This is a genomic window from Actinomadura madurae (assembly GCF_900115095.1).
GTDB lineage: Bacteria > Actinomycetota > Actinomycetes > Streptosporangiales > Streptosporangiaceae > Spirillospora > Spirillospora madurae.
This window is the reverse complement of the sequence record NZ_FOVH01000011.1, coordinates 14,872-34,446: the sequence shown is the minus strand read 5'-3', so window position 1 is coordinate 34,446 and position 19,575 is coordinate 14,872. Positions and strand designations below refer to the sequence as shown.

Genomic DNA, 19,575 nt, shown 5'->3' with positions numbered 1-19,575 from the left:
GAGATGATACGTCAGGCGAAACGCATGTCATCGTGGTCGATACCGCGCTCCCACACAGCCTCGAACGCTTCGACGCAGCGCCGCACGACAGCAGGATCTTCGGTGACCTGAACGCCGGTGGGCCTGCCCTGGCCGTCGAACAGGTTGAACATGACGCGCGTCTCGTCCACCAGCCAGCAGTCATTTCCAGGAAGACACAGGTCAGAGACGAGATCCCGCGACACCCAGCGGACCGCCTCTCCCGCATCGACGTTCTGCCAGGCGCCTGCCGCTTCGAACCTTATGTAGTCGCTTGCGGGCACCGAATAGACCCGTGCCCTGCGCATGGTCACCCGCCGGGCCGTCGTCGCCGTCAGATCCCACCAAGGATGGATCTCGCGCGGCATCCGGTCCGGACGCCCGTTGTCCACCCACCAGCGCCACCGCTCGTCTTCGTAGTTCACCGCGTAGAGGTCGCGTAGTTCGAGATGGGCGAGGCCGCCGGCCGCCGAGGCGAACAGTTCCGCGAAATCATCATCGGTCGGTACGGGCAGTTTCTCCACGCAGTTCCTCCAACCTTTCCAGCGCCCTGCGGAGGATCGGCTCCATCCGCGCCGGCAGGCGCATGGCGGTCTCGTGCCCGGGGACCGGGGCAGCGATCCGCCCGATCTCAGCGATCGTGTCGGTGTCGGCCGTCCACCCCTGAACCACAAGCTCCGCCAGGTCGGTGTCCACGAACACCGTGGGTGAATTGCCGTGTCCGCTGTCCGGGTCTCGACCGATCAGCTCCAAGGCCATGATCGCCTCCGGGGTTGAGCGATTGCAGGAGATTGCAAAGACTCCCAGGACTCTTTCCGCACGCTCCACCGCCAAACCCACATGGCCGAACAAGGTCGCACGGTGGCTCAGGTCACGAGGCGGGCCACTCGGCGGGCGTTCGCGGAGGCCGGTAGGGGACCGGGAGTCGTCGGGGCTCTGGCGCGAAGACGATCGGCCTCTGCGGGTGATCAAGGGTGACCGTCCAGTACGGGACGGGCATCGCGCAGAGGAGACTCGATGACGTACAGACGCCGGAGCCGGGCCCTGCTCGGCATCCTGCTGGCGGCTGGGGCGCTGGCCGCCATTCCGCCGTCCGCGCACGCGGCGCCGAAGACGGGTGGCCTGGACCCAGGTAAGGCCTGGAAGGTGACGCTGCTGACCGGGGACGTCGTCAGCGTCCGGACGGTCAAGGGGAAGCCCCCGCTCGTCTCGGTGACTCCGGCGCCCGGCCGGGAGAAGCGTTCGTTCCGCAAGGAGATCCGGCCGGACGGGCATGTCGTCGTCATCCCGGTCGACGTCGCAGACCTGGTCGGGCACGTGATCGACCCTGAGTTGTTCGACGTCACCGCGCTGATCGCGCAGGGCTACGACGACGCCCGCAGCAAGGACCTGCCGCTGATCGTCAAGCGCGACAAGGGTGCCCGCGCCCTGCCGACGCTCGGCAGAACGAAGGACCTGCCCAGTATCGGCGCCGTGGCCGTGCGGCAGTCCAAGGGCGACGCGGGCGACCTCGGCAAGACGCTGGCCGGGATGCGGGGACCGTCGGCGAAGGCGACCGGTGGCATCCGGCACATCTGGCTGGACGGCAAGGTCAAGGCGAGCTTCGCCCCGGCCGCGCCCGCGACCGCGCGGCTCGACCGGAACCTGAGCCAGATCGGGGCACCGGAGGCATGGCGGTCCGGTTACACCGGGAAGGGTGCGAAGGTCGCCGTTCTTGACACCGGTGTCGACGCCGGGCACCCGGACCTCCGGGGGCGCATCTCCGCGTCGGCGAACTTCTCCGAGTCGGCCGACACCGTCGACCGGTTCGGGCACGGCACGCACGTCGCCTCGACCGTCGCCGGAACGGGCGCCGCGTCGCGCGGGGAGCGCAAGGGCGTCGCCCCGGACGCGGACCTGCTCATCGGCAAGGTCCTCGGCGACGACGGATACGGCACCGACTCCAGCGTGATCGCCGGGATGGAGTGGGCCGCGCCGCGCGCCGACGTCGTCAACATGAGCCTCGGCGGTGATCCCACCGACGGCGGCGACCCCCTGTCCATGGCGCTGACCGACCTCACCGCCAAGTACGGGACGCTGTTCGTGGTGGCCGCAGGCAACGAGGGGACGTTCGAGTCGGTCGGCTCACCGGGGACGGCCGAGGCCGCGCTCACGGTCGGCGCGGTCGACGCCCGCGACGGGCTCGCGGAGTTCTCCAGCCGCGGCCCGGTCGGAAACAAGGCCAAACCGGAGATCGTGGCGCCTGGCGTCGACATCCCGGCGGCCCGTGCCGGGGGCACCGCGGCGGGCACCCCGATGGGGGCGTACTACACGAAGATGTCGGGCACGTCGATGGCGGCACCGCACGTCGCGGGCGCCGCCGCGCTGCTCGCCGCGAAGCATCCCGACTGGAAGCCCGCCCGGCTCAAGGCGGGCCTCGTCGGTACCGCCGACCCCGCCACCGGCGGTGACGCGTACGAACTCGGCGCCGGACGGCTCGACGTGGGCGAGGCCGCACACGCACCCGTCCTCACCGACCAGAGCGTCGTCGACCTCGGGACGTCGAAGTATCCGGACCACGGTGATCTGTCCACGGAACTCGGCTGGACGTCGGGCACGGACCGTCCCGTCCGGCTCGGGCTCAGCGTTGAGGTGACCGACCGGGACGGCCGTGCCGCCGGCGGCGTCGCGACCCTCCCGTCCAGCGTCAGCGTGCCCGCAGGCGGTGCCGCGACGGCGGCGTTGACCGTGGACGCCTCCCGCCTCGCGGGACGGCCCGGCCTGTACACGGCCGTGGTCACGGCCAAGGGCGGCGGCGTCACCCTGGAGACGCCTGTGACGTTCTATGTCGAACCCCCGACGCACACCCTCAAGGTCGAGGGCACGCCGCTGCCGGGCACCGAACCGGCGAACTTCTCCGGCGCCGCCACGGTGGTCAACCTCGACGATCACTCGCTGTTCGCCGGCTGGGCCGAGGTCGGACCCGACGGCGGGACGGAACTCCGCGTACCCGAGGGCCGCTACTCCGTTCTCGGCACCGTGGACGACACCGGTGACTGGCGCTCGGCCCTCGCCGGCGACCCGGATGTGGTCGTCGACCGGGACGTGACAGTGACGCTCGACGGCACCGCCGCCGTCAAGATCGGAGCGAGCGTCGAGGGCGTCCGGACGAAGGCGGCGATGTCGTCCGCGGACATTGTCCAGGACGCCGGCGACGGGCTCTGGTACTACTCCGTGTACGCGTTCGATCCCGTCGCGGCGCCCGTCTACGTCCAACCCATGGAGGGCGTGGCGAAGGGGACGATCAAGGCGTCCACCCAGTACCGGCTGACCGCGCCCGGCGCCGTGTACGACATCGTCCACCCGCTGGGCGACGGGATCCCCGCCGACCCGACGCACGTCGTCACCGCCGCCGAACTCAAGCGGATGGCCCGAGTCGACCAGACGTTCGCCGCTTTCGACGGCGACACGGGCCGGTCGATGAGCGAGAAGCGCTACGGACTCAGCGCGGAGGGCCTGCTGTCATTCGAAGGGAGCGGCGACGTCGAGCCGGGAACGTCCCGGACCGACTACGTCTCGACCGGCGCCGGACAGCTCTGGATGAGCGAGGGGTTCGTCCAGATCGGTGAAGACATGTGGGTCGACCAGGGGCGCTTCGCCGAACTGGAGCCGGGCGAGCGGATCGCGCATCGGTGGGGCCGCCAGCCGATGCGTCCCGGCCCGTACTCCGGTACCGGCATCACGCCGAGTGAATGCGCCCGGTACCCCACGGCCCGGACGGGCGACAACATGCGCATCGCGCTGGTCGACCTCCAGACCCGGCCGGACGGCTTCGACTGCGGCCTGCACGAGGTGAAGGGCCACATGGCGCTGTTCGCCGGGGACGAGAAGGTCGGCGAGAAGAACGGCCCGTTCGGCGACTTCACCGTCCCGTCCGGACCGGCCGAGTACCGGTTGACGTACGAGAACGACGCGTCGGCCATCCTGCCTGTGTCGACGCGGACGTCCACTTCCTGGACGTTCCGTTCGCGCGAGCCGCGCGGTCACAAGAGCAAGAGCCTCCCGCTCCTCCTCGTCGACTACGACCTGAACCTCGACCTGCACAACCAGCCCGTCGGTGAACCCGCCGTTTTCACCGTCGCGCGGATGGCGGGCTCCGGCGAGGCGAAGGTCACCGGCCTGAAGTTCTGGACGTCCGTGGACGACGGCACGACCTGGCAGGCCGTCCAGGTGAAGGATCTCGGCGGCGGGCGGTTCAGCGCACCGCTCCCGGCGCCCGTCAAGGGCCAGGCCGTGTCGCTGCGGGTCGGCGCGCAGGGCGAGGACGGCAGCGGCATCGACCAGCGCATCGTCCGCGCCTACCGCGTCCGGTAGGCCGCGGTACGGCCTGAAAGTGAAAGCGGCGAGGGGTTCCGGGTGATACGTGTGTGACCGCCATCCGCCCGACGGAAAGGCACCACATGACAGGGAAACCCCTCGCCGCGGCGCGGCCGGACCGGCTCGGCACCGGTCCGGCCGCGGCGCGGCCGTCCCTGGACGACCCCGAACGGTTCGGCGAGGTCTTCGACGCCCACTTCGCCGAGATCCACGGGTACGCCGCCAAGCGGCTCGGCCCCGACGCCGCGTCCGACATCGCCTCCCAGACGTTCCTGGAGGCGTTCCGCCGCCGCCACCGCTACGACCCGGCCCGGGCGAACGTGCGGACCTGGCTGTACGGCATCGCGACCAACCTGATCGGCAAGCACCGGCGCGGCGAGGTGCGCGGCCTGCGGGCCCGCGCGCGGCTCGGCCCCGTCCCGGACGAGGGCGGCCACGCGGACCGGGTGGACGCCCGGGTCAGCGCCGAGGGCCTGCGGGGACGGCTGGCCGGCGCCATCGCCGCGCTGCCCGCCGGCGAGCGGGACGTGCTCCTGCTCGTCGCGCTCGCCGACCTCACCCACGAGGAGGTCGCGGCGGCGCTGGACGTCCCGTACGGGACGGTCGGCTCCCGGCTCAGCCGGGCCAGGAAGAAGGTGCGCGAGGCACTCGGCGGCACGAACCCGATGCGCGAAGGGGAGGACGACCATGGATGAGCTGCGGACGATCCGCGAGGCGTACGGGGAGCCCGCCCCGCCGACCGCACGGGAGATCGCCGACGCGCGCGCCGTGTGGGACGGGAAGCCCGCACGGCGGACCCTCTTCGGATGGCCGGCCAGACTGGGCCTGGGGATCGTCGCCGCGGGCGCCGCGGCCGCCGTCGCCGTCGCGGTCACCGCCCAGGGTTCGCCGGGGGCACCGCCGTCCAGGGTCGACCTGGGCAGGCAGGCGGTGCTGGCGGCGGCGGCGAAAGCGGAGCTGATGCCGACCGGCAAGTACTGGTACACCGACCAGATCCAGGGCCAGTCGTACATGGTGCGGCCGAAGACCGGGAGCTACGCGATCGTCGGCGCGCACAGCGAGACGTTCCAGTGGGCCGCCGCGAAGCAGGGCGGGGGCGAGGCGTTCTACGGCCGAGACCTGCCCTCCAGACCGCTGACGGCGAAGGATGAGGCGGCGTGGCGGCGCGCGGGCTCGCCCACGAAGTTCAAGGTGTGGTCGAACGACCACTACTACACCTACGGCCAGAAGACGACCGGATGGGAGGTGGACGATCCCGACCCGGCGGGCGGCGGCAAGTACTTCGTGCAGGGCACCGGCCGATCGCTGACCGTCGCGGAGATTCAGCGGCTTCCGACCGATCCCGAGGCGCTGGCCACGATGTTCTACGCGCCGAAACCCCCGCGCGACAGCAAGGGCGTCCGCCCGTTCGAGCGCAAGGCCGGCCGGCCGCTCGACCGCAAGGCGGTCCGCCCGCTCGACCGGATGAGCACTCCGAGCGCGAAGCTCGGCGTGACCGCGGCACTGCTGGAGAACACGCCGTTGCCGCCGAAGGTGCGCGCGGGGCTGATGCGGGCGCTCGCCGCGCAGCCCGGAATCCGGTCGCTGGGCAAGGCGACCGACCCGCTCGGGCGGAAGGGCGTCGCGCTGGCCGCCGAGGATCGGCCGTCGACGGTGGACGGCGAGTACGGAGCGCCGCCCGAGGAGCAGGGCACCTACAAGGCGCGGTCGGAGCTCGTCTTCGACCCGGCCACCGGTGAGCTGCTCGCCGAGCAGCTGGTGCTGACCGAGCCCGGTGGGGCGTACAGGGACCGCGAGCCCGGATTCGTGATCAACTACTGGCTCGTCCGGGACACGGGCTGGACGGACGCCAAGCCGAAGCCTCCGGCCAAGCCGCCCTTCTGACCGGCCGCCCTTCTGACCGGCCGCCCTTCTGACCCTGCCGCCCTTCTGACCTGGGGCCGCGCACGCCTCCCGCCCTCCGCCGGGCGGAGGGCGTGCGCCCGTGAAGGCGATACCGGGCTTCGGTTGAGAACGGTATGACCGAGCACTTCCCCACAGCGAGGATCATCCCTATGGCCCCTCACCCACCGCCTGATGTGAGCGCGGACGCGGCGGACGCGGAGGCGATCGTGCGGTCGCGGCGCGACCCCGCCGCGTTCACGGAGATCTTCCACCGCCACTTCGCCGCGATCCACGGGTACGCGGCCCGGCGGCTCGGCGTGGACGCGGCCGACGACATCGCGGCCGAGACGTTCCTCGCCGCGTTCCGCAAGCGCGGGCGCTTCGACCCGGCGCGCGGGAGCGTCCGGCCCTGGCTGTACGGCATCGCGACCCGGCTGATCGGGCTGCACCGCCGCGCGGAGGGCCGCCGCTTCCGGGCGCTCGCCCGCACTCCCGCCGATCACTTCGAGGACGGCCACGAGGAGCTCGTCACGGCGCGCGTCACCGCCGGCGGCGCCGGGGCCGAGCTCGCGGACGCGCTGGCCGGGCTCCCGCGCGGGGACCGGGACGTGCTGCTGCTGGTCGCGCTCGCCGACCTGTCGTACGAGGAGGTCGGGCAAGCGCTCGGCCTGAAGACGGGCACGGTCGCCTCCCGGCTGCACCGGGCCCGGCGCCGGTTGAGGGAGTCGCTCGGCGGGACGCACCGCGCGCTGATGGTTGAGGAGTCGCCCGCGTGAACGAGAAAGAGAAGAACGTGATGGACCAGGTCCGGGCCCTGCTGCAGGAGCCTCCGCCCCCGTCGCAGGAGGTCACGGCGAAGGCGCTGGCCATGCTGGAGGACGCGATGGCGCCGGGCGGCGGGCACGTTCGGACGTCCCGGCCGCGGCGGCGGTTCGGGTGGCCGGTGAAGCTGGGCGCCGGGCTGGTCGCGGTGGGCGCGGCGGCGGCCGTCGCCATCGCCCTCACGGGCCAGGGTTCGCCCGGTTCGCCCGGTTCGCCGGGGACGCCGGGGACCGTCGACCTGAACCGGAAGGCGGTGCTCGCGGCGGCGGCCAAGGCGGAGCTGGCGCCGACCGGCAAGTACTGGCACACCGACAGCATCGACGGGCAGTCGTACATCGTCCGGGCGAAGACCGGCACGTACGCGATCGTCGGCGCGGCGAGCGAGTCGTTCCACTGGGCGGGCGTGAAGAAGGGGACCGGCGAGGCGTACTACGACCGCGACCTGCCCGCCCGGCCGCTCACCCCGCAGGACGAGGCCGCGTGGAAGCGCGCCGGGTCGCCGTCGAGCTTCCGGGTCTGGTCGAACGACCACTACTACACCTACAAGGCCAAGGCGACGCCGTGGCGGTCGAACGGCCCGGAGGTCGGCGTCTTCCCCGAGGGCGGCGGCGAGTTCCTCGGCAAGTCGATCGAGGAGTGGCAGAACCTGCCGGCCGATCCGGCCAGGCTCACCGACATCCTGCTGGGCAACGGGGAGGCGCGCTTCGGGGCGGACCCCTCGGGCGGGAAGCGCAACCCGAGGCTGAAGGCCGAGGCCGCGCAGGCGTCCGACATCTGGCGGACCGCGTCGATCCTCAGCAACACCCCGGTGACGCCGAAGGTGCGGGCGGCGCTGATGCGGGCGCTGGCCGCGCGGCCGGGCGTCCAGGCGATCGGCACCGTCGCCGACCCGCTGGGCCGCCGCGGCGTCGCGCTGGCCTCGGGCGAGCGCACCGCGACCATCGACGGCGAGTGGGGCGGGCCGAAGGCCGAGCGGGGAACCTACCGCCACCGCCAGGTGATCGTGTTCGATCCGCGGACCGGGGGGCTGCTGGCCGTCCAGGACACGCTGACCCAGCCCGGCGGCCGGTACTCGGAGATGAAGCCCGGCTTCATCATCAACTACGTGGCGACCCGCTCGGAGGGCTGGACCGACACCAAGCCGAAGCCTCCCGCGGAACTGCCCTTCTGACGCCTCCGAACTCTCCCGAACCGGGGGTGGTGAGCGCTGCCGTTATCCCTTGGCGAAAGCCACGGCGACTGCCGCCCCCACACGATGCCCTCCGCCCACCGTCCGGGCGGGGGGCATCGCCCGTGCACGGCGTCAGGGGCGCCGTGCCTCCAGGCCGTCCAGGACGCACGCGAGCCCGAACGCGAACCGGCCTTCCAGGACGTCGCCGGTCTCCTTCATCCAGATCTCGCGGATATGGGCGGCGAGCCCGGGACGTTCGGCGTCCAGCCCGCCCAGGTAGGGGCCGAGGCTCTCGACCCACTCCGCGGCGGACGTGCCGGGCTGGTCGCGCTGCCAGCTCACCTCGCTGCCGGCGGCGCCGATGACGTAGTCGACCACGGCGGACCAGGCGTACTCCAGGTCGAAGCCGGCGAACCCGGCGGCGCCGAACACGGCCAGCACCTCGTCCAGGACGCGGGTGGCGTTCGGGCCGATCATCGGGCGGCTGCCGAAGAGGGTGACCGTCCACGGATGCCGGTGGATCATCGCGCGGAGGCTGCGGGCGTACCCGGCCGCGGCGGCGCGCCAGCCGTCCCCGGCGGGCACCTCCACCTCGGCCATGACGCGGTCGAGCGCGAGTTCGAGCAGCTCGTCCTTGTTCGCGACGTGCCAGTACACCGAGGTGGCGCCGGAGTTCAGCCGGGTGCCGAGGCGGCGCATGCTGAGCCCGTCCAGCCCTTCGGCGTCGAGCAGGCCGAGGGCGGCGTCGACGATCTGGTCGCGGCTCAGCGCCGGCTGCTCGCGCCGGGCCCGCGCGGGCCGCGTCCAGACCGACGCCGGTGCCTTCTCCGCCATCGCGTGCTCCCTCGCCGTCGTCCCTCGCCCTCGTCTCGTACAGAGTACCGGCACTTGAACAGTGTACAAGTGGAGTCGTACAGTGTGCGAGCCATCTCGAACGCTGTACGAGAAAGGATGCTCCGATGAGCCATGCCCCCGATCCCCGCCGCTGGCGGATCCTCGGCGTGCTGTGCCTCAGCCTCTTCGTCGTCATGGTCGACAACACGATCCTGAACGTGGCGATCCCGTCCCTGCTGAAGGACCTGGACGCCACCACGTCCGACGTCCAGTGGGTGATCGACGCCTACTCGCTGGTCTTCGCCGGGCTGCTGATCACGGCCGGCGGCCTCGGCGACCGCTACGGCCGCCGCCGCGCGATGCTGATCGGCTTCGCCCTGTTCGGCGCCGGCTCGCTGCTCGCCGCCTTCGCCGCGGATCCCGCGCGGCTCGTCGCGATGCGCGCGCTGATGGGTCTCGGCGGCGCGCTCCTCATGCCCGGGACGCTGTCGATCATGGCCCAGGTGTTCGGCCCCGACGAGCGCGCGAAGGCGTTCGCCATCTGGGGCGCGACGTCCATGGTCGGACTCGCCGCCGGGCCGACGCTCGGCGGGTTCCTGCTGGAGCACTTCTGGTGGGGCTCGGCCTTCCTGGTCAACGTGCCGATCACCGCCGCCGCCGTCATCGGCCTGCTGGTGCTCGTCCCCGAGTCCCGCGGGCCGCGCCGCCGCCCGGACGTGCTCGGCGCCGTCCTGTCCACGGCCGGGATGTCGGCGCTGGTCTGGGCGATCATCTCCAGTCCCCAGCACGGCTGGACGGGCCTCCGCACGCTCGGCGTGGCCGCGGCCGGCGCCGCCGCCCTCGCCCTGTTCGTCCTCTGGCAGCACCGCAACCCCGAGCCGATGCTCGACCTCGGCCTGCTGCGCCGCCGCGCGTTCTCCGGCGCCGCCACCATGATCGCGATGTTCGGGTTCGCCCTGGCCGGGGTGATGTTCGCGCTGACCCAGCTGCTCCAGCTCGTGCTCGGCTACGGGCCGCTGAAGGCCGGGCTGGCGCTGCTGCCCGTCGCCGTCTCGGCGAGCGCCGGCAACGGCCTCGGCGCCTCGCTGGAGTCGCGGTACGGCGCCCGTCCCGCCCTGGTCACCGGGTTCGCCGTCCTCGCGGCCGGGCTCGCGGCGCTCGGCCTGACCGACCCGCACGACGGGTACGCCGTGCTCGCCGCCGGGCTGGTCGTCCTCGGTCTCGGCGCCGGGATCGGCACCCCGGCCGCCTACAGCACGCTGATGGCGGCCGTGCCGCCCGAGGAGGCCGGGGTGAGCTCCGCCGTGAACGACGCCGGGCAGGAACTCGGCAGCGCCCTCGGCGTCGCCGTCCTCGGCAGCGTCGTCTCCGCCGGCTACGCCGCGGGCCTGCCGGACGGCGTGTCCGGCCCCGCCCGCGACTCGCTCGGCGCCGCGCTGGCGACCGGCGACCCCGGCCTCGCGCGGGCCGCGCAGGACGCCTTCGCCGACGCGGTCGCCGCGGGCTCGCTGGCGGCGGCCGGGGTGATGCTGGCCGCCGCCGTCTTCGCGGCGTTCGTCATGCGCGGCGTCGCCCGCCCGGCCGCCGCGGACGTGCCGGAGCCCGTCAGGACGTGAGGTCGGACGGGGCGGTGCCGGCCTCGGTGAGGGGGAGGCCGAGCGCCACCCGTTCGGTCAGCCAGGCGCTCGGCCGGTAGCGCGGGTCGCCGGTGGAGGCGTGCAGGCCGCGCAGGATCGCGAGGACGCGGTCCGCGCCCGCGTCGTCGGCCCACTCCAGCGGGCCGCGCGGGTAGCCGAGGCCGAGCCGGACCCCGGTGTCGATGTCCTGCGGGCGGGCGAGCCGCTGCTCGGCGATGCCGCACGCCACGTTCACGATCGACGCGAGGAGCCGCTGCGCCACGGGGGCGGGGGCGTCCCGCACGACGGTGACGTCCCGTCCGGTGGCCGAGAGGGCGGCGAGACCCGCACGGCCCGCGTCCCGGTCGAGACCCGGATGCACCATCGCGGTCAGGCGGGTGAAGAAACCCCCGAACGGGTCAACGCCCAGGGTGCGCTCAAGAGGGAGGCCTTCGGCGGCGGCCACCGTGCTCTGCCCGAACGGGGCGACCAGCACGACGGCGCGGTCGGAGGGCTCGTCCCCCGTCTCGACCTCTATATCCGCTGTGGACAGCAGCGCACCAAGTTCCTCACGCACATCGCCGTGGACCCACACGGGGCGCGGGTCCACCGCCGGCACCGTGACCTCCGGCGGCTCCTGCTTGGCACCGTCCACGTACTTGTAGAAGCCCTCGCCCGTCTTGCGTCCGTAGAGGCCCGCTTCAAGCCGCGCACGTCCGAGCCTGGACGGACGGAACCGCGGCTCCGTGTAGAACCCCGTCCAGATGGACTCCATCACGGGGTGCGACACGTCCATCCCCGTGAGGTCGAGCAGTTCGCAGGGCCCCATCTTCAGACCGAGGACGTCCCGCGCGACCCGGTCGACGTCCGCGGGCTCGGCGGCGCCCTCGGAGAGGATCTGCAGGGCCTCCGTCACCAGGCCGCGCCCGGCGTGGTTGACCAGGAAGCCGGGCGCGTCCGGCGCGAGCACCGGCTCGTGCCCGAGACGCCGGACGAGGTCGGCGAGAGCGCCCGGGATCCACTCCGCCGTGCGCGCCCCGGGAACCACCTCCACGAGGCGCATCAGCGGCACCGGGTTGAAGAAGTGCAGCCCTGCCACCCTGGACGGATCCTCCAGCGCGGCGGCGATGGCCGTCACCGGCAGCGAACTGGTGTTGGTGACGAGGATCGTCCGCGCCGGGCAGACCTTCTCCAAGGACGAGAACAGTTCCCGCTTGGTGTCGATGTCCTCCCGCACCGCCTCCACGACCAGATCGCAGTCCTGGAACGGGGTGAGCGGCTCACCGACCGGCCGGAGCCTCGCCTTGGCCGCCTCCGCCTCAGCCGCCGTCATCCGCCCCTTGGAGACGAGCTTGTCGAACATGCCGCCGATGTACTCGGCCGCGGCGACCACGGCGTCCATCCGGAGGTCGGCCAGTTCCACCGTCAGCCCGCCCGCCGCGGCGAGCTGCGCGATCCCGCGCCCCATCGCCCCGGTGCCGATCACCCGGACCGTCGTCGCCCGCCGCGCCCACTGCTCCACCGTCGCCTCCTCGCTCGTCCGCCTCCCCCGCATTCAACCCTCCACCGCCCGGGAGGGCGGACCCGCCCTCCCGGATCCGCCGCGGTACTAGGTCAGCGTGGGCGAGAGGCCGGGGGAGACCAGCAGGACGAGTCCGAAGGCGATCATCACGGCGCCCAGCGGTCCGCTGACCCGTTCCCCGTACCGCCAGACCTTCTCCACGAGGATGACCGCGGCGACGACCCCCATCCAGACCAGGCTCATCATCCCCGCGGCGAGCAGGACGGCCATCAGCGCCCAGCAGCATCCCAGGCAGAAGGCCCCGTGGTGGACGCCGACGAGCAGCGCGCCCGACGGGCCCGCCGTGATCCGCTCCCCGTGCCGGACGACGACGGCGAGCGGCGAGCGGCACAGCCGCAGGCACGCCCGCTTCAGGGGCGAGAGCTGGTAGACGCCCGCGAACACCAGCACGACGGCGCCCGCGCGCACGGCGGTCACGGCATCGCCCGCCGTGGCGGCCGACTGGAAGGCCAGGTACAGGCCGTACGCGGCCGCTCCGGCGGCCGCCCACACGAGCAGGTACCCGGCCGCCAGCATGTACGCCGTCATGCCCCGCCCGTCCCGGCGCCGCACGAGCCGGTCGATCCGCACGATCACCGGTGTCACCGCCGGGAGCATCATCGCCGCCATCATCACGAGCCAGATGCCGAGGAACAGCCCCGCGCTCATGGAATGGTCCATCGGCATGGCGTCCATCCCGCCGGAGCCTCCGGGACGGGCGGCGCCGGTCAGCAGCCCGGCGCGCATGTCCGGCGTGGCCAGGCGGTGGACCGCCAGCCACGCGACCGCGGCGAGGGCGACGAGGACCCCGACGAACACGAGCTCGTGCGTCGCGGGCCGGGCGCCGGTCCGCCGCCGGGGCACCGGGACCGGCGGAGCCCTCACTCCGGTCCGCTCCAGTCGAACGGGATGTGCTTGCTGGAGCGGCCCGCCCAGTCCCAGCTGAAGCCGTAGGCGTCGGCCTGGTCGGCGAGCGCCCTGCCCCAGGTGGCGACCTGTCCGGGCCCCGTCTCGGAACCGGGCGGGTTGAGGGTCTGCACCCGTGCCCCCTCGGGCGTCGTGGGGCCCGTCAGCGCCTCGGCCCTCGCCACGACCCGGCCGGGGACCTCCGCGCTCCAGGTGGCGAGGTCGTCGTCGACCGAGATCGTGACGGGCGAGAACTCGATCCCCCGCACCTCGGGAGCGAGCATCCCCACCAGCTGGGCGGGCCACCCTCCGGCCTCACCGCCGAAGATCTTCCCGAGCGCCTCGCGCTGGGAATCGTCGGCGCGCTCGTCCAGGAAGACGGCCGCGTAGGCGTCGGAGTGCTCGCCCCACACGTTCCCCACGAACGAGCCGAGCATCAGGACGTTGAGGCCGTCGAGAGAGACGTCTCCGTACCTCCCTTCGCGGATGTGCCATGCCAGCACACCGTCGCAGTCACCGTAGGTAGGAGGCTGCGCATAGGTGCACGGGCACGGGACGGCGCACTTGCAGACGTCGAACCAGTCGCCGGCGGCATGCCAGCGAGGTGTCGCGCCGGTCTCGGTCATGGCTTCCCCCGATCGCGCTCCCCGCCGCGTCTGGAGATGCCGGCACACGGCAACCACTCCGACAATCGTCACAGAACAGCAGATCAGGAGCCAGCGGGCGCGGGTAAAACCTGCCGTGCCGGAACCGCCGCCCGGTCAGTTCCGCTCGGCCGTCCAGGAGGGGTCGCGGCCGGTCATGGCGATGAGGCGGTCGAGGGCGGGCGCGTCCTCGGGGACGTCGACGGCGGGACCGAACAGGCCGGGGACGCCCTTGCCCCCGCTCTGCTCGACGGACGGGGCGACGAAGGCCAGGCAGGACTCGATCTCCTCCGCGCTCACCTCGTAGGGCTGGCCGCTGGCGCGGGCGATGTCCCAGCCGTGGACGACCAGCTCGTTCATGGCGACGTTGCCGGCGTCCGCCCCCGGCAGGTCGATGCCGCCCGCATGGGTCATGCCCTCCCACGCGGCCGGGTCGCGCCAGGCGTCGGCGAGCGCGTCGAGCTGCTCGGGCATGCGGGTGCGCCAGTCCGGCGGCAGCAGCGGCGCCTCATCGTCGATCCCGGGCCGGTCCGTGGACGGCGGCTGCGTACCCCCTTCCGGGTAGTCCTTCTTCGCCGCCCAGGTGAAGGCGAGCGTCAGCCCGTTCACATGGTCGATGAGGGCGCCGAGCGAGGTGTCCGCGCAGGGGGTCGGCTGGTCTAGCTGGAAGTCGCGGACGCCCGCGAGCAGGGCGGCCATCCGGCGCGTGGCGGGCGCGAGATCGGGCATCGGGGTCATGGGAGTCCTCCGTTTCGGCATACCGCTGGACGGGACGAGGCTGCCGCGTCCCATCCGGTGATATGACACGTGAAGGGCCGAAAACTCATCGGTAGTCTGACCAGCGGATGTGACGCCTAAGCTACTACCGAGTAGTATTCGGGCCCCGGATGACGAGCGGTTCGTGGCGAGCCCTACGCTGACAGCCATCGCCCGTACCCCAGGAGGACGGAACAGTGTTCTGGATCACGTTGGTCATTGGGCTCGCCGGAACGGCGGTCGCTTTGGCGCTCGCCGGCCGGCGGGTGCTGTTCCTCTACGCCATCGCCAAGAGCGGTCAGCCCGACCCGGAACGGACGCTGCAGGTCAGGCGTGAGCCCGCCAAGGCCGTCGAGGGACAGGCGGTCGAGGTGCTGGGCCAGCGCAAGCTGCTGAAATGGACGCTCGCCGGCAGCGCGCACTTCGCGGTCATGTGGGCGTTCATCCTGCTGATCACCGTCTACCTGGAGGCGGGCGTCGCGCTGCTGTTCGGGCTGGACGCCAAGATCCCGGGCCTGCAGACCTGGCCGCCGATCGGCTTCGTCCAGGACACGATCGCGCTCGCCTGCACCGCGGGGCTCGCGGTGTTCACCGCCATCCGGATCAAGAACTCGCCGAAGCGGCTCGACCGCAGGTCGCGGTTCAAGGGCTCCCACCTGTCCGGCGCGTGGATCACGCTCTTCATGATCTTCAACGTGATCTGGACGCTGTTCTTCTTCCGCGGCGTCGAGTGGGCCAGCGGCAACCTCCCCTACGGCAAGGGCGCCTACTTCTCCTACCTCGTCGGGCGGCTCTTCGAGGGCATGAGCCACGACACGCTGGAGGTCCTGGAGTCCATCGGCCTGCTGCTGCACATCGCGGTCGCGCTGATCTTCCTGGTCTTCGTCGTCCACTCCAAGCACCTGCACATCTTCCTGGCCCCGCTGAACGTCATGTTCAAGCGCAGCCCGGACGGCCTCGGCCCGGCGCAGCCGATGATGTCGGACGGCAAGCCGCTCGACTTCGAGGAGGCCGACCCCGACGAGGACGTCTTCGGCCGCGGCAAGATCGAGGACTTCACCTGGAAGGGCCTCCTCGACATGGCGACCTGCACCGAGTGCGGCCGCTGCCAGTCGCAGTGCCCCGCCTGGAACACCGGCAAGCCGCTGTCGCCGAAGATGCTCGTGCTCGAACTGCGCGACCACGCCCTCGCCAAGGCGCCGTACTTCACCGCGTCGGAGGACCAGCGGGAGAAGTTCACCGACGAGCAGAAGCTCGCCATGCAGGTCGACAAGGAGCTCGTCGCCGACGACGGCGTCATCCACCCGGACGTCCTGTGGTCCTGCACCAACTGCGGCGCCTGCGTCGAGCAGTGCCCGGTCGACATCGAGCACATCGACCACATCCTGGACATGCGCCGCTTCCAGGTCATGATCGAGTCCTCGTTCCCGTCCGAGGCCGGCGTCATGCTGAAGAACCTGGAGAACAAGGGCAACCCGTGGGGGATGTCCGAGATGAAGCGCCTCGAATGGGTCGAGGAGCTGGACTTCGAGGTCGACGTCGTCGACGACAAGGTCGCCGAGGACACCGAGTACCTGTTCTGGGTCGGCTGCGCCGGCGCCCTGGAGGACCGCGCCAAGAAGACCACCAAGGCCGTCGCCGAGCTGCTGCACATCGCGGGCGTCAAGTTCGCCGTCCTCGGCCCGATGGAGGCCTGCACCGGCGACCCGGCCCGGCGGCTCGGCATGGAGTTCGTCTTCCAGATGCTCGGCCAGCAGAACGTCGAGACCCTCAACGACGCGGGCGTCAAGAAGATCGTCGCGACCTGCCCGCACTGCTTCAACACCCTGGCCAACGAGTACCCGCAGATCGGCGGGAACTACGAGGTCGTCCACCACACCCAGCTGCTCGCGCACCTGGTCGAGGAGGGCAGGCTCACCCCGGTCACGCCGATCGAGGAGAACATCACCTACCACGACCCCTGCTTCCTCGGACGCCACAACAAGGTCTACAAGCAGCCGCGCGACATCATGGCGACCGTCCCCGGCGTCAAGACCCAGGAGATGCACCGGCACAAGGACCGCGGTTTCTGCTGCGGCGCCGGCGGCGCCCGGATGTGGATGGAGGAGCGCATCGGCAAGCGCATCAACACCGAGCGCGTGGACGAGGCCCTGGAGACCGACCCCGACACCGTCTCCACCGCCTGCCCGTTCTGCCTGGTGATGCTGGGCGACGCCATCAACGAGAAGAAGAACTCGGGCGACGCCAAGGAGTCGCTGGAGGTCGTCGACGTCTCCCAGCTCCTGATCCGCTCCATCAAGGGCGAGGGCACCGCTCCCGAGAAGGAGCCCGTCGCCGCCGAGTAGGCGCGTCCCGGACGGCCCCGCTCCCGCTTTCCTCTGGGGGGCGGGGCCGTTTTCGTGGGTTGCGGTGGCCGATGAACTGGTAAGACCTGGAAATGGCCGTGCTCGCGTCCCTCCTCGCGTTCGTGATGACGCTCGCCGGAGGGCTGGCGGCGATGCGGATCCGCGACCACCGGCACCTCGTCCTCGGCCTCGCGGGCGGCCTCATGCTCGGCGTCGTCGCGTTCGACCTGATCCCCGAGTCGCTGGAGCTGACCCGGCACCGCCCGCTCGGCGTCCCCGCCCCCATGATCGGCTTCGCGGCCGGGTTCGTCCTGCTGCACGTGGTCGAGCAGGCCGTCGCCATCCACCGCGCTCACGAGGACGAGTACGCCCCGCACGTCCACGCGCACGGCGCCGGCTCCGGCGGGCTCGTCGCCGCGTCCGCGCTCGTCGCCCACAGCCTGGTGGACGGCCTCAGCATCGGCCTCGGCTTCCAGTCCGGGACCGACGTCGGCGTCTTCGTGGCGCTCGCCGTCGTCACCCACGACTTCACGGACGGCTTCAACACCTTCACCGCCGCCTCGCTGCACCGCACCGACCGGCGGCCCGCCGTCCTGCTGCTCCTCGCCGACGCCGCCGCCCCCGTGGCCGGGGCCGCGCTCGGCACGCTCGCGTCCGTACCGGACGCGGTCCTCGGCCCCTACCTCGGGCTCTTCGCGGGCGTCCTGCTGTACCTGGCGGCGGCCGAGATCCTGCCCGAGGCGCACAGCGTCCACCCGCGGATCATGACGCTGTGCGCCACCGGGCTCGGGCTGCTCGCCGTCCTGTGCACGGTGGGCCTCGCCGGATGAGCACGGTCGGCCTCGCGGGATAAAAGCGCGGAGGGCCGCCCGGCGATGCCGGACGGCCCTCTTCCGAGCGCGGGCGGTCAGCCCGTCAGCGACGTGGCGTAGCTCTGGTTCGTCTTCAGCCACTCGTCGACGGCCTGGTCGGGCTTGCCCTTGAACTTGTTCTCCATCAGGTCCTCAAGCGAGCCCAGCTGCTTGTCGTCCATCCGGAACTTCTTCAGCCAGGCGGTGACCTCCGGCTGGTCCTTGCCGAAGTCCTCGCGGGCGACCGTGTAGATGCCGTCCGGCTTGCCCATCGCGCCCTTCGGGTCCTTCAGGTCGCGGATCGGGTACTTCGTGTACGCCCAGTGCGGGCGCCACAGCGTGACGACGATGTCCTTCTTGCCGTCGATCGCCTTCTTCAGCTCGGTCAGCATCGCCGCCGTCGAGGACGTCGTCACCGTGTACTCGTCCTTCAGGCCGTACGCGGGGAGCATCTCCTCCTGCGACACCCGGTACAGGCCCGAGCTCTTCTCGATGCCGACGATCTTGCCGTCGTACTGGCCGCCCTTGCCCTTGAGGTCCTCCAGCGACTGGAGCGGCGAGTAGTTCGGCACCGCGATCGTCAGCGGGGCCGAGTCGTACCAGGCGCCGATCTTCTCCAGCTTGTCGCCGTACTGCTTCCAGTAGTCCTCGTGGGTGCCGGGGAGCCAGGAGTCCACGAACAGGTCGACGTCGCCCTTCGACATGCCCGCGTACAGCGGCCCGGTGTCGAGGGTCTTGACCTCGACCTTGTAGCCCTTGTCGGTCAGGAGCCGCTTCCACAGCGCCGTCGCGGCCTCACCCTCGGCCCAGCCCGAGACCATGCCGATGGTGATGTTCTTGTCGCTCTCACCCCCACCGGAGTCGGAGTCGCCGCACGCGGCGGCGCTCAGGCCCAGCGTGAGCGTCAGCGCCGCGACCGTGAGGCCCTTGAACTTGAAGCGCATGCCCATCCTTTCGTCGGCTTGCATGGTGTGGGGGGAACGGGGGAAGGCGTCGAACCGGCCGGGGCCGCGGCTAGTCGGCGCCTGCGGTGCCCACGACGGCCGGGGTACCGCGGGAGAACAGTGCGCGCAGCAGGCCGGCGCCGGCGCCGCCGCCGAGCGAACCGGTCAGCCGGTCCAGGTAGATGGCCAGCACGACGACGGCGATGCCGCCCTCGAAGCCCTTGGCGACGTCGACCCGGTTGATGCCCTCCAGCACCTCGCCGCCGAGGCCGCCCGCGCCGACCATGCCCGCGATGACCACCATGGACAGCGACAGCATGATCAGCTGGTTGACGCCCGCCATGATCGACGGCATCGCGAGCGGGATCTGGATCCGGGTCAGGATCCGGTTCGGCGGCGTCCCGAACGCCTCGCCCGCCTCGACCATCTCCGGGTCGACGCCGCGGATGCCGAGCTCGGTCAGCCGCACCCCCGGCGGCATCGCGAAGATCACCGTCGCCACCACGCCGGGCACCGCGCCGATGCTGAAGAAGAAGATCGCCGGGATCAGGTACACGAACGCCGGCATCGTCTGCATGAAGTCGAGGATCGGCCGCACGACCCGGCTCACCATGTCGCTGCGCGCCGCCGCGATGCCGATCGGTATCGACAGGACGGTCGCCACCACCGCCGACACCAGAACCAGCGCCAGCGAGTCCATCGCGGACTCCCACAGCTCCATGCTGTCGATCAGCGCGAACCCGAGGACCGTGAAGACGCCCAGCTTCCAGCCGCTGACCACGAGCGCGAGCAGAGCCAGCACCAGCGTCAGCGCCAGCGGCGGCAGGACCGTCAGGACGTCCGTCAGCACCTCGACCGACGAGTCGA

General features: G+C 71.9%; 16 protein-coding genes and 1 pseudogene. 8 read left to right on the top strand and 9 right to left on the bottom strand.

The genetic code is table 11. The features are described 5' to 3' along the window. Nucleotides 1-11: 11 nt before the first annotated feature. Together BM339_RS27880 and BM339_RS27875 are read right to left on the bottom strand one after the other, a co-directional pair. Entirely contained in the window at nt 12-542 is a 531-nt protein-coding gene (locus BM339_RS27880; protein ID WP_218163782.1) for a DUF6879 family protein, read from the bottom strand. Beyond that, the gene (locus BM339_RS27875; RefSeq protein ID WP_075022769.1) at nt 514-777 is read right to left on the bottom strand and encodes a hypothetical protein; all 264 of its coding nucleotides are present in this window, start codon (nt 775-777) and stop codon (nt 514-516) included. The genes BM339_RS27880 and BM339_RS27875 overlap by 29 nt, the downstream gene beginning before the upstream one ends. 258 nt (nt 778-1,035) lie before the next feature. On the opposite strand from BM339_RS27875, the gene BM339_RS27870 reads away from it, so the two are divergent. The 5 genes from BM339_RS27870 (at nt 1,036) to BM339_RS27850 (ending at nt 8,251) form a co-directional block, all read left to right on the top strand. Further along, nucleotides 1,036-4,371, top strand: a complete 3,336-nt coding sequence (locus BM339_RS27870) for a S8 family serine peptidase (protein ID WP_075022768.1) — start codon at nt 1,036-1,038, stop codon at nt 4,369-4,371. Between the two features lie 86 nt (nt 4,372-4,457). After that, complete coding sequence (locus BM339_RS27865; protein WP_075022767.1) at nt 4,458-5,069, top strand: RNA polymerase sigma factor; 612 nt, start codon at nt 4,458-4,460, stop codon at nt 5,067-5,069. Then, on the top strand, nt 5,062-6,258 hold the full coding sequence (locus tag BM339_RS27860; protein WP_075022766.1) for a CU044_5270 family protein: 1,197 nt from the start codon (nt 5,062-5,064) through the stop codon (nt 6,256-6,258). Before BM339_RS27865 ends, BM339_RS27860 begins: the two co-directional genes overlap by 8 nt. A 170-nt stretch (nt 6,259-6,428) precedes the next feature. Beyond that, entirely contained in the window at nt 6,429-7,034 is a 606-nt protein-coding gene (locus BM339_RS27855) for an RNA polymerase sigma factor (RefSeq protein ID WP_075022765.1), read from the top strand. After that, on the top strand, nt 7,031-8,251 hold the full coding sequence (locus BM339_RS27850; RefSeq protein WP_075022764.1) for a CU044_5270 family protein: 1,221 nt from the start codon (nt 7,031-7,033) through the stop codon (nt 8,249-8,251). The genes BM339_RS27855 and BM339_RS27850 overlap by 4 nt, the downstream gene beginning before the upstream one ends. Nucleotides 8,252-8,383: 132 nt before the next feature. Here the strand turns inward: BM339_RS27850 and BM339_RS27845 are convergent, their stop codons facing one another. Further along, complete coding sequence (locus BM339_RS27845; protein ID WP_021600008.1) at nt 8,384-9,085, bottom strand: TetR/AcrR family transcriptional regulator; 702 nt, start codon at nt 9,083-9,085, stop codon at nt 8,384-8,386. 125 nt (nt 9,086-9,210) lie between these two features. Here BM339_RS27845 and BM339_RS27840 point away from each other — a divergent pair, with 125 nt between their 5' ends. Continuing rightward, complete coding sequence (locus BM339_RS27840) at nt 9,211-10,701, top strand: MFS transporter (RefSeq protein ID WP_075022763.1); 1,491 nt, start codon at nt 9,211-9,213, stop codon at nt 10,699-10,701. On the opposite strand, the gene BM339_RS27835 is transcribed toward BM339_RS27840, so the two are convergent. The 4 genes from BM339_RS27835 to BM339_RS27820 all read right to left on the bottom strand — a co-directional run bounded on the left by BM339_RS27835 (nt 10,691) and on the right by BM339_RS27820 (nt 14,550). After that, nucleotides 10,691-12,256 carry a 3-hydroxyacyl-CoA dehydrogenase gene (locus BM339_RS27835; protein WP_143118623.1) on the bottom strand — a complete coding sequence of 522 codons (1,566 nt, stop codon included), beginning with the start codon at nt 12,254-12,256 and terminating at the stop codon, nt 10,691-10,693. The two genes, BM339_RS27840 and BM339_RS27835, sit on opposite strands and share 11 nt — an antisense overlap. A gap of 54 nt (nt 12,257-12,310) precedes the next feature. Next, nucleotides 12,311-13,147 (bottom strand): DUF2182 domain-containing protein, encoded by an 837-nt coding sequence (locus BM339_RS27830; protein ID WP_075022762.1) that lies wholly within the window; start codon nt 13,145-13,147, stop codon nt 12,311-12,313. Then, nucleotides 13,144-13,794 (bottom strand): DUF1326 domain-containing protein, encoded by a 651-nt coding sequence (locus BM339_RS27825; protein WP_021597237.1) that lies wholly within the window; start codon nt 13,792-13,794, stop codon nt 13,144-13,146. The genes BM339_RS27830 and BM339_RS27825 overlap by 4 nt, the downstream gene beginning before the upstream one ends. 135 nt (nt 13,795-13,929) lie before the next feature. Beyond that, nucleotides 13,930-14,550 carry a TIGR03086 family metal-binding protein gene (locus BM339_RS27820; protein WP_021597236.1) on the bottom strand — a complete coding sequence of 207 codons (621 nt, stop codon included), beginning with the start codon at nt 14,548-14,550 and terminating at the stop codon, nt 13,930-13,932. A gap of 215 nt (nt 14,551-14,765) precedes the next feature. Here BM339_RS27820 and BM339_RS27815 point away from each other — a divergent pair, with 215 nt between their 5' ends. Continuing rightward, complete coding sequence (locus tag BM339_RS27815; RefSeq protein WP_021597235.1) at nt 14,766-16,913, top strand: (Fe-S)-binding protein; 2,148 nt, start codon at nt 14,766-14,768, stop codon at nt 16,911-16,913. A 92-nt stretch (nt 16,914-17,005) separates the two neighbouring features. Then, nucleotides 17,006-17,743, top strand: a complete 738-nt coding sequence (locus tag BM339_RS27810; RefSeq protein ID WP_075022761.1) for a ZIP family metal transporter — start codon at nt 17,006-17,008, stop codon at nt 17,741-17,743. A gap of 77 nt (nt 17,744-17,820) precedes the next feature. On the opposite strand, the gene BM339_RS27805 is transcribed toward BM339_RS27810, so the two are convergent. Together BM339_RS27805 and BM339_RS27800 are read right to left on the bottom strand one after the other, a co-directional pair. Further along, the gene (locus BM339_RS27805) at nt 17,821-18,708 is read right to left on the bottom strand and encodes a glycine betaine ABC transporter substrate-binding protein (protein ID WP_021597233.1); all 888 of its coding nucleotides are present in this window, start codon (nt 18,706-18,708) and stop codon (nt 17,821-17,823) included. A gap of 70 nt (nt 18,709-18,778) precedes the next feature. Continuing rightward, nucleotides 18,779-19,525: pseudogene (locus BM339_RS27800) on the bottom strand (ABC transporter permease); the annotation flags it as partial. Nucleotides 19,526-19,575 lie beyond the last annotated feature (50 nt).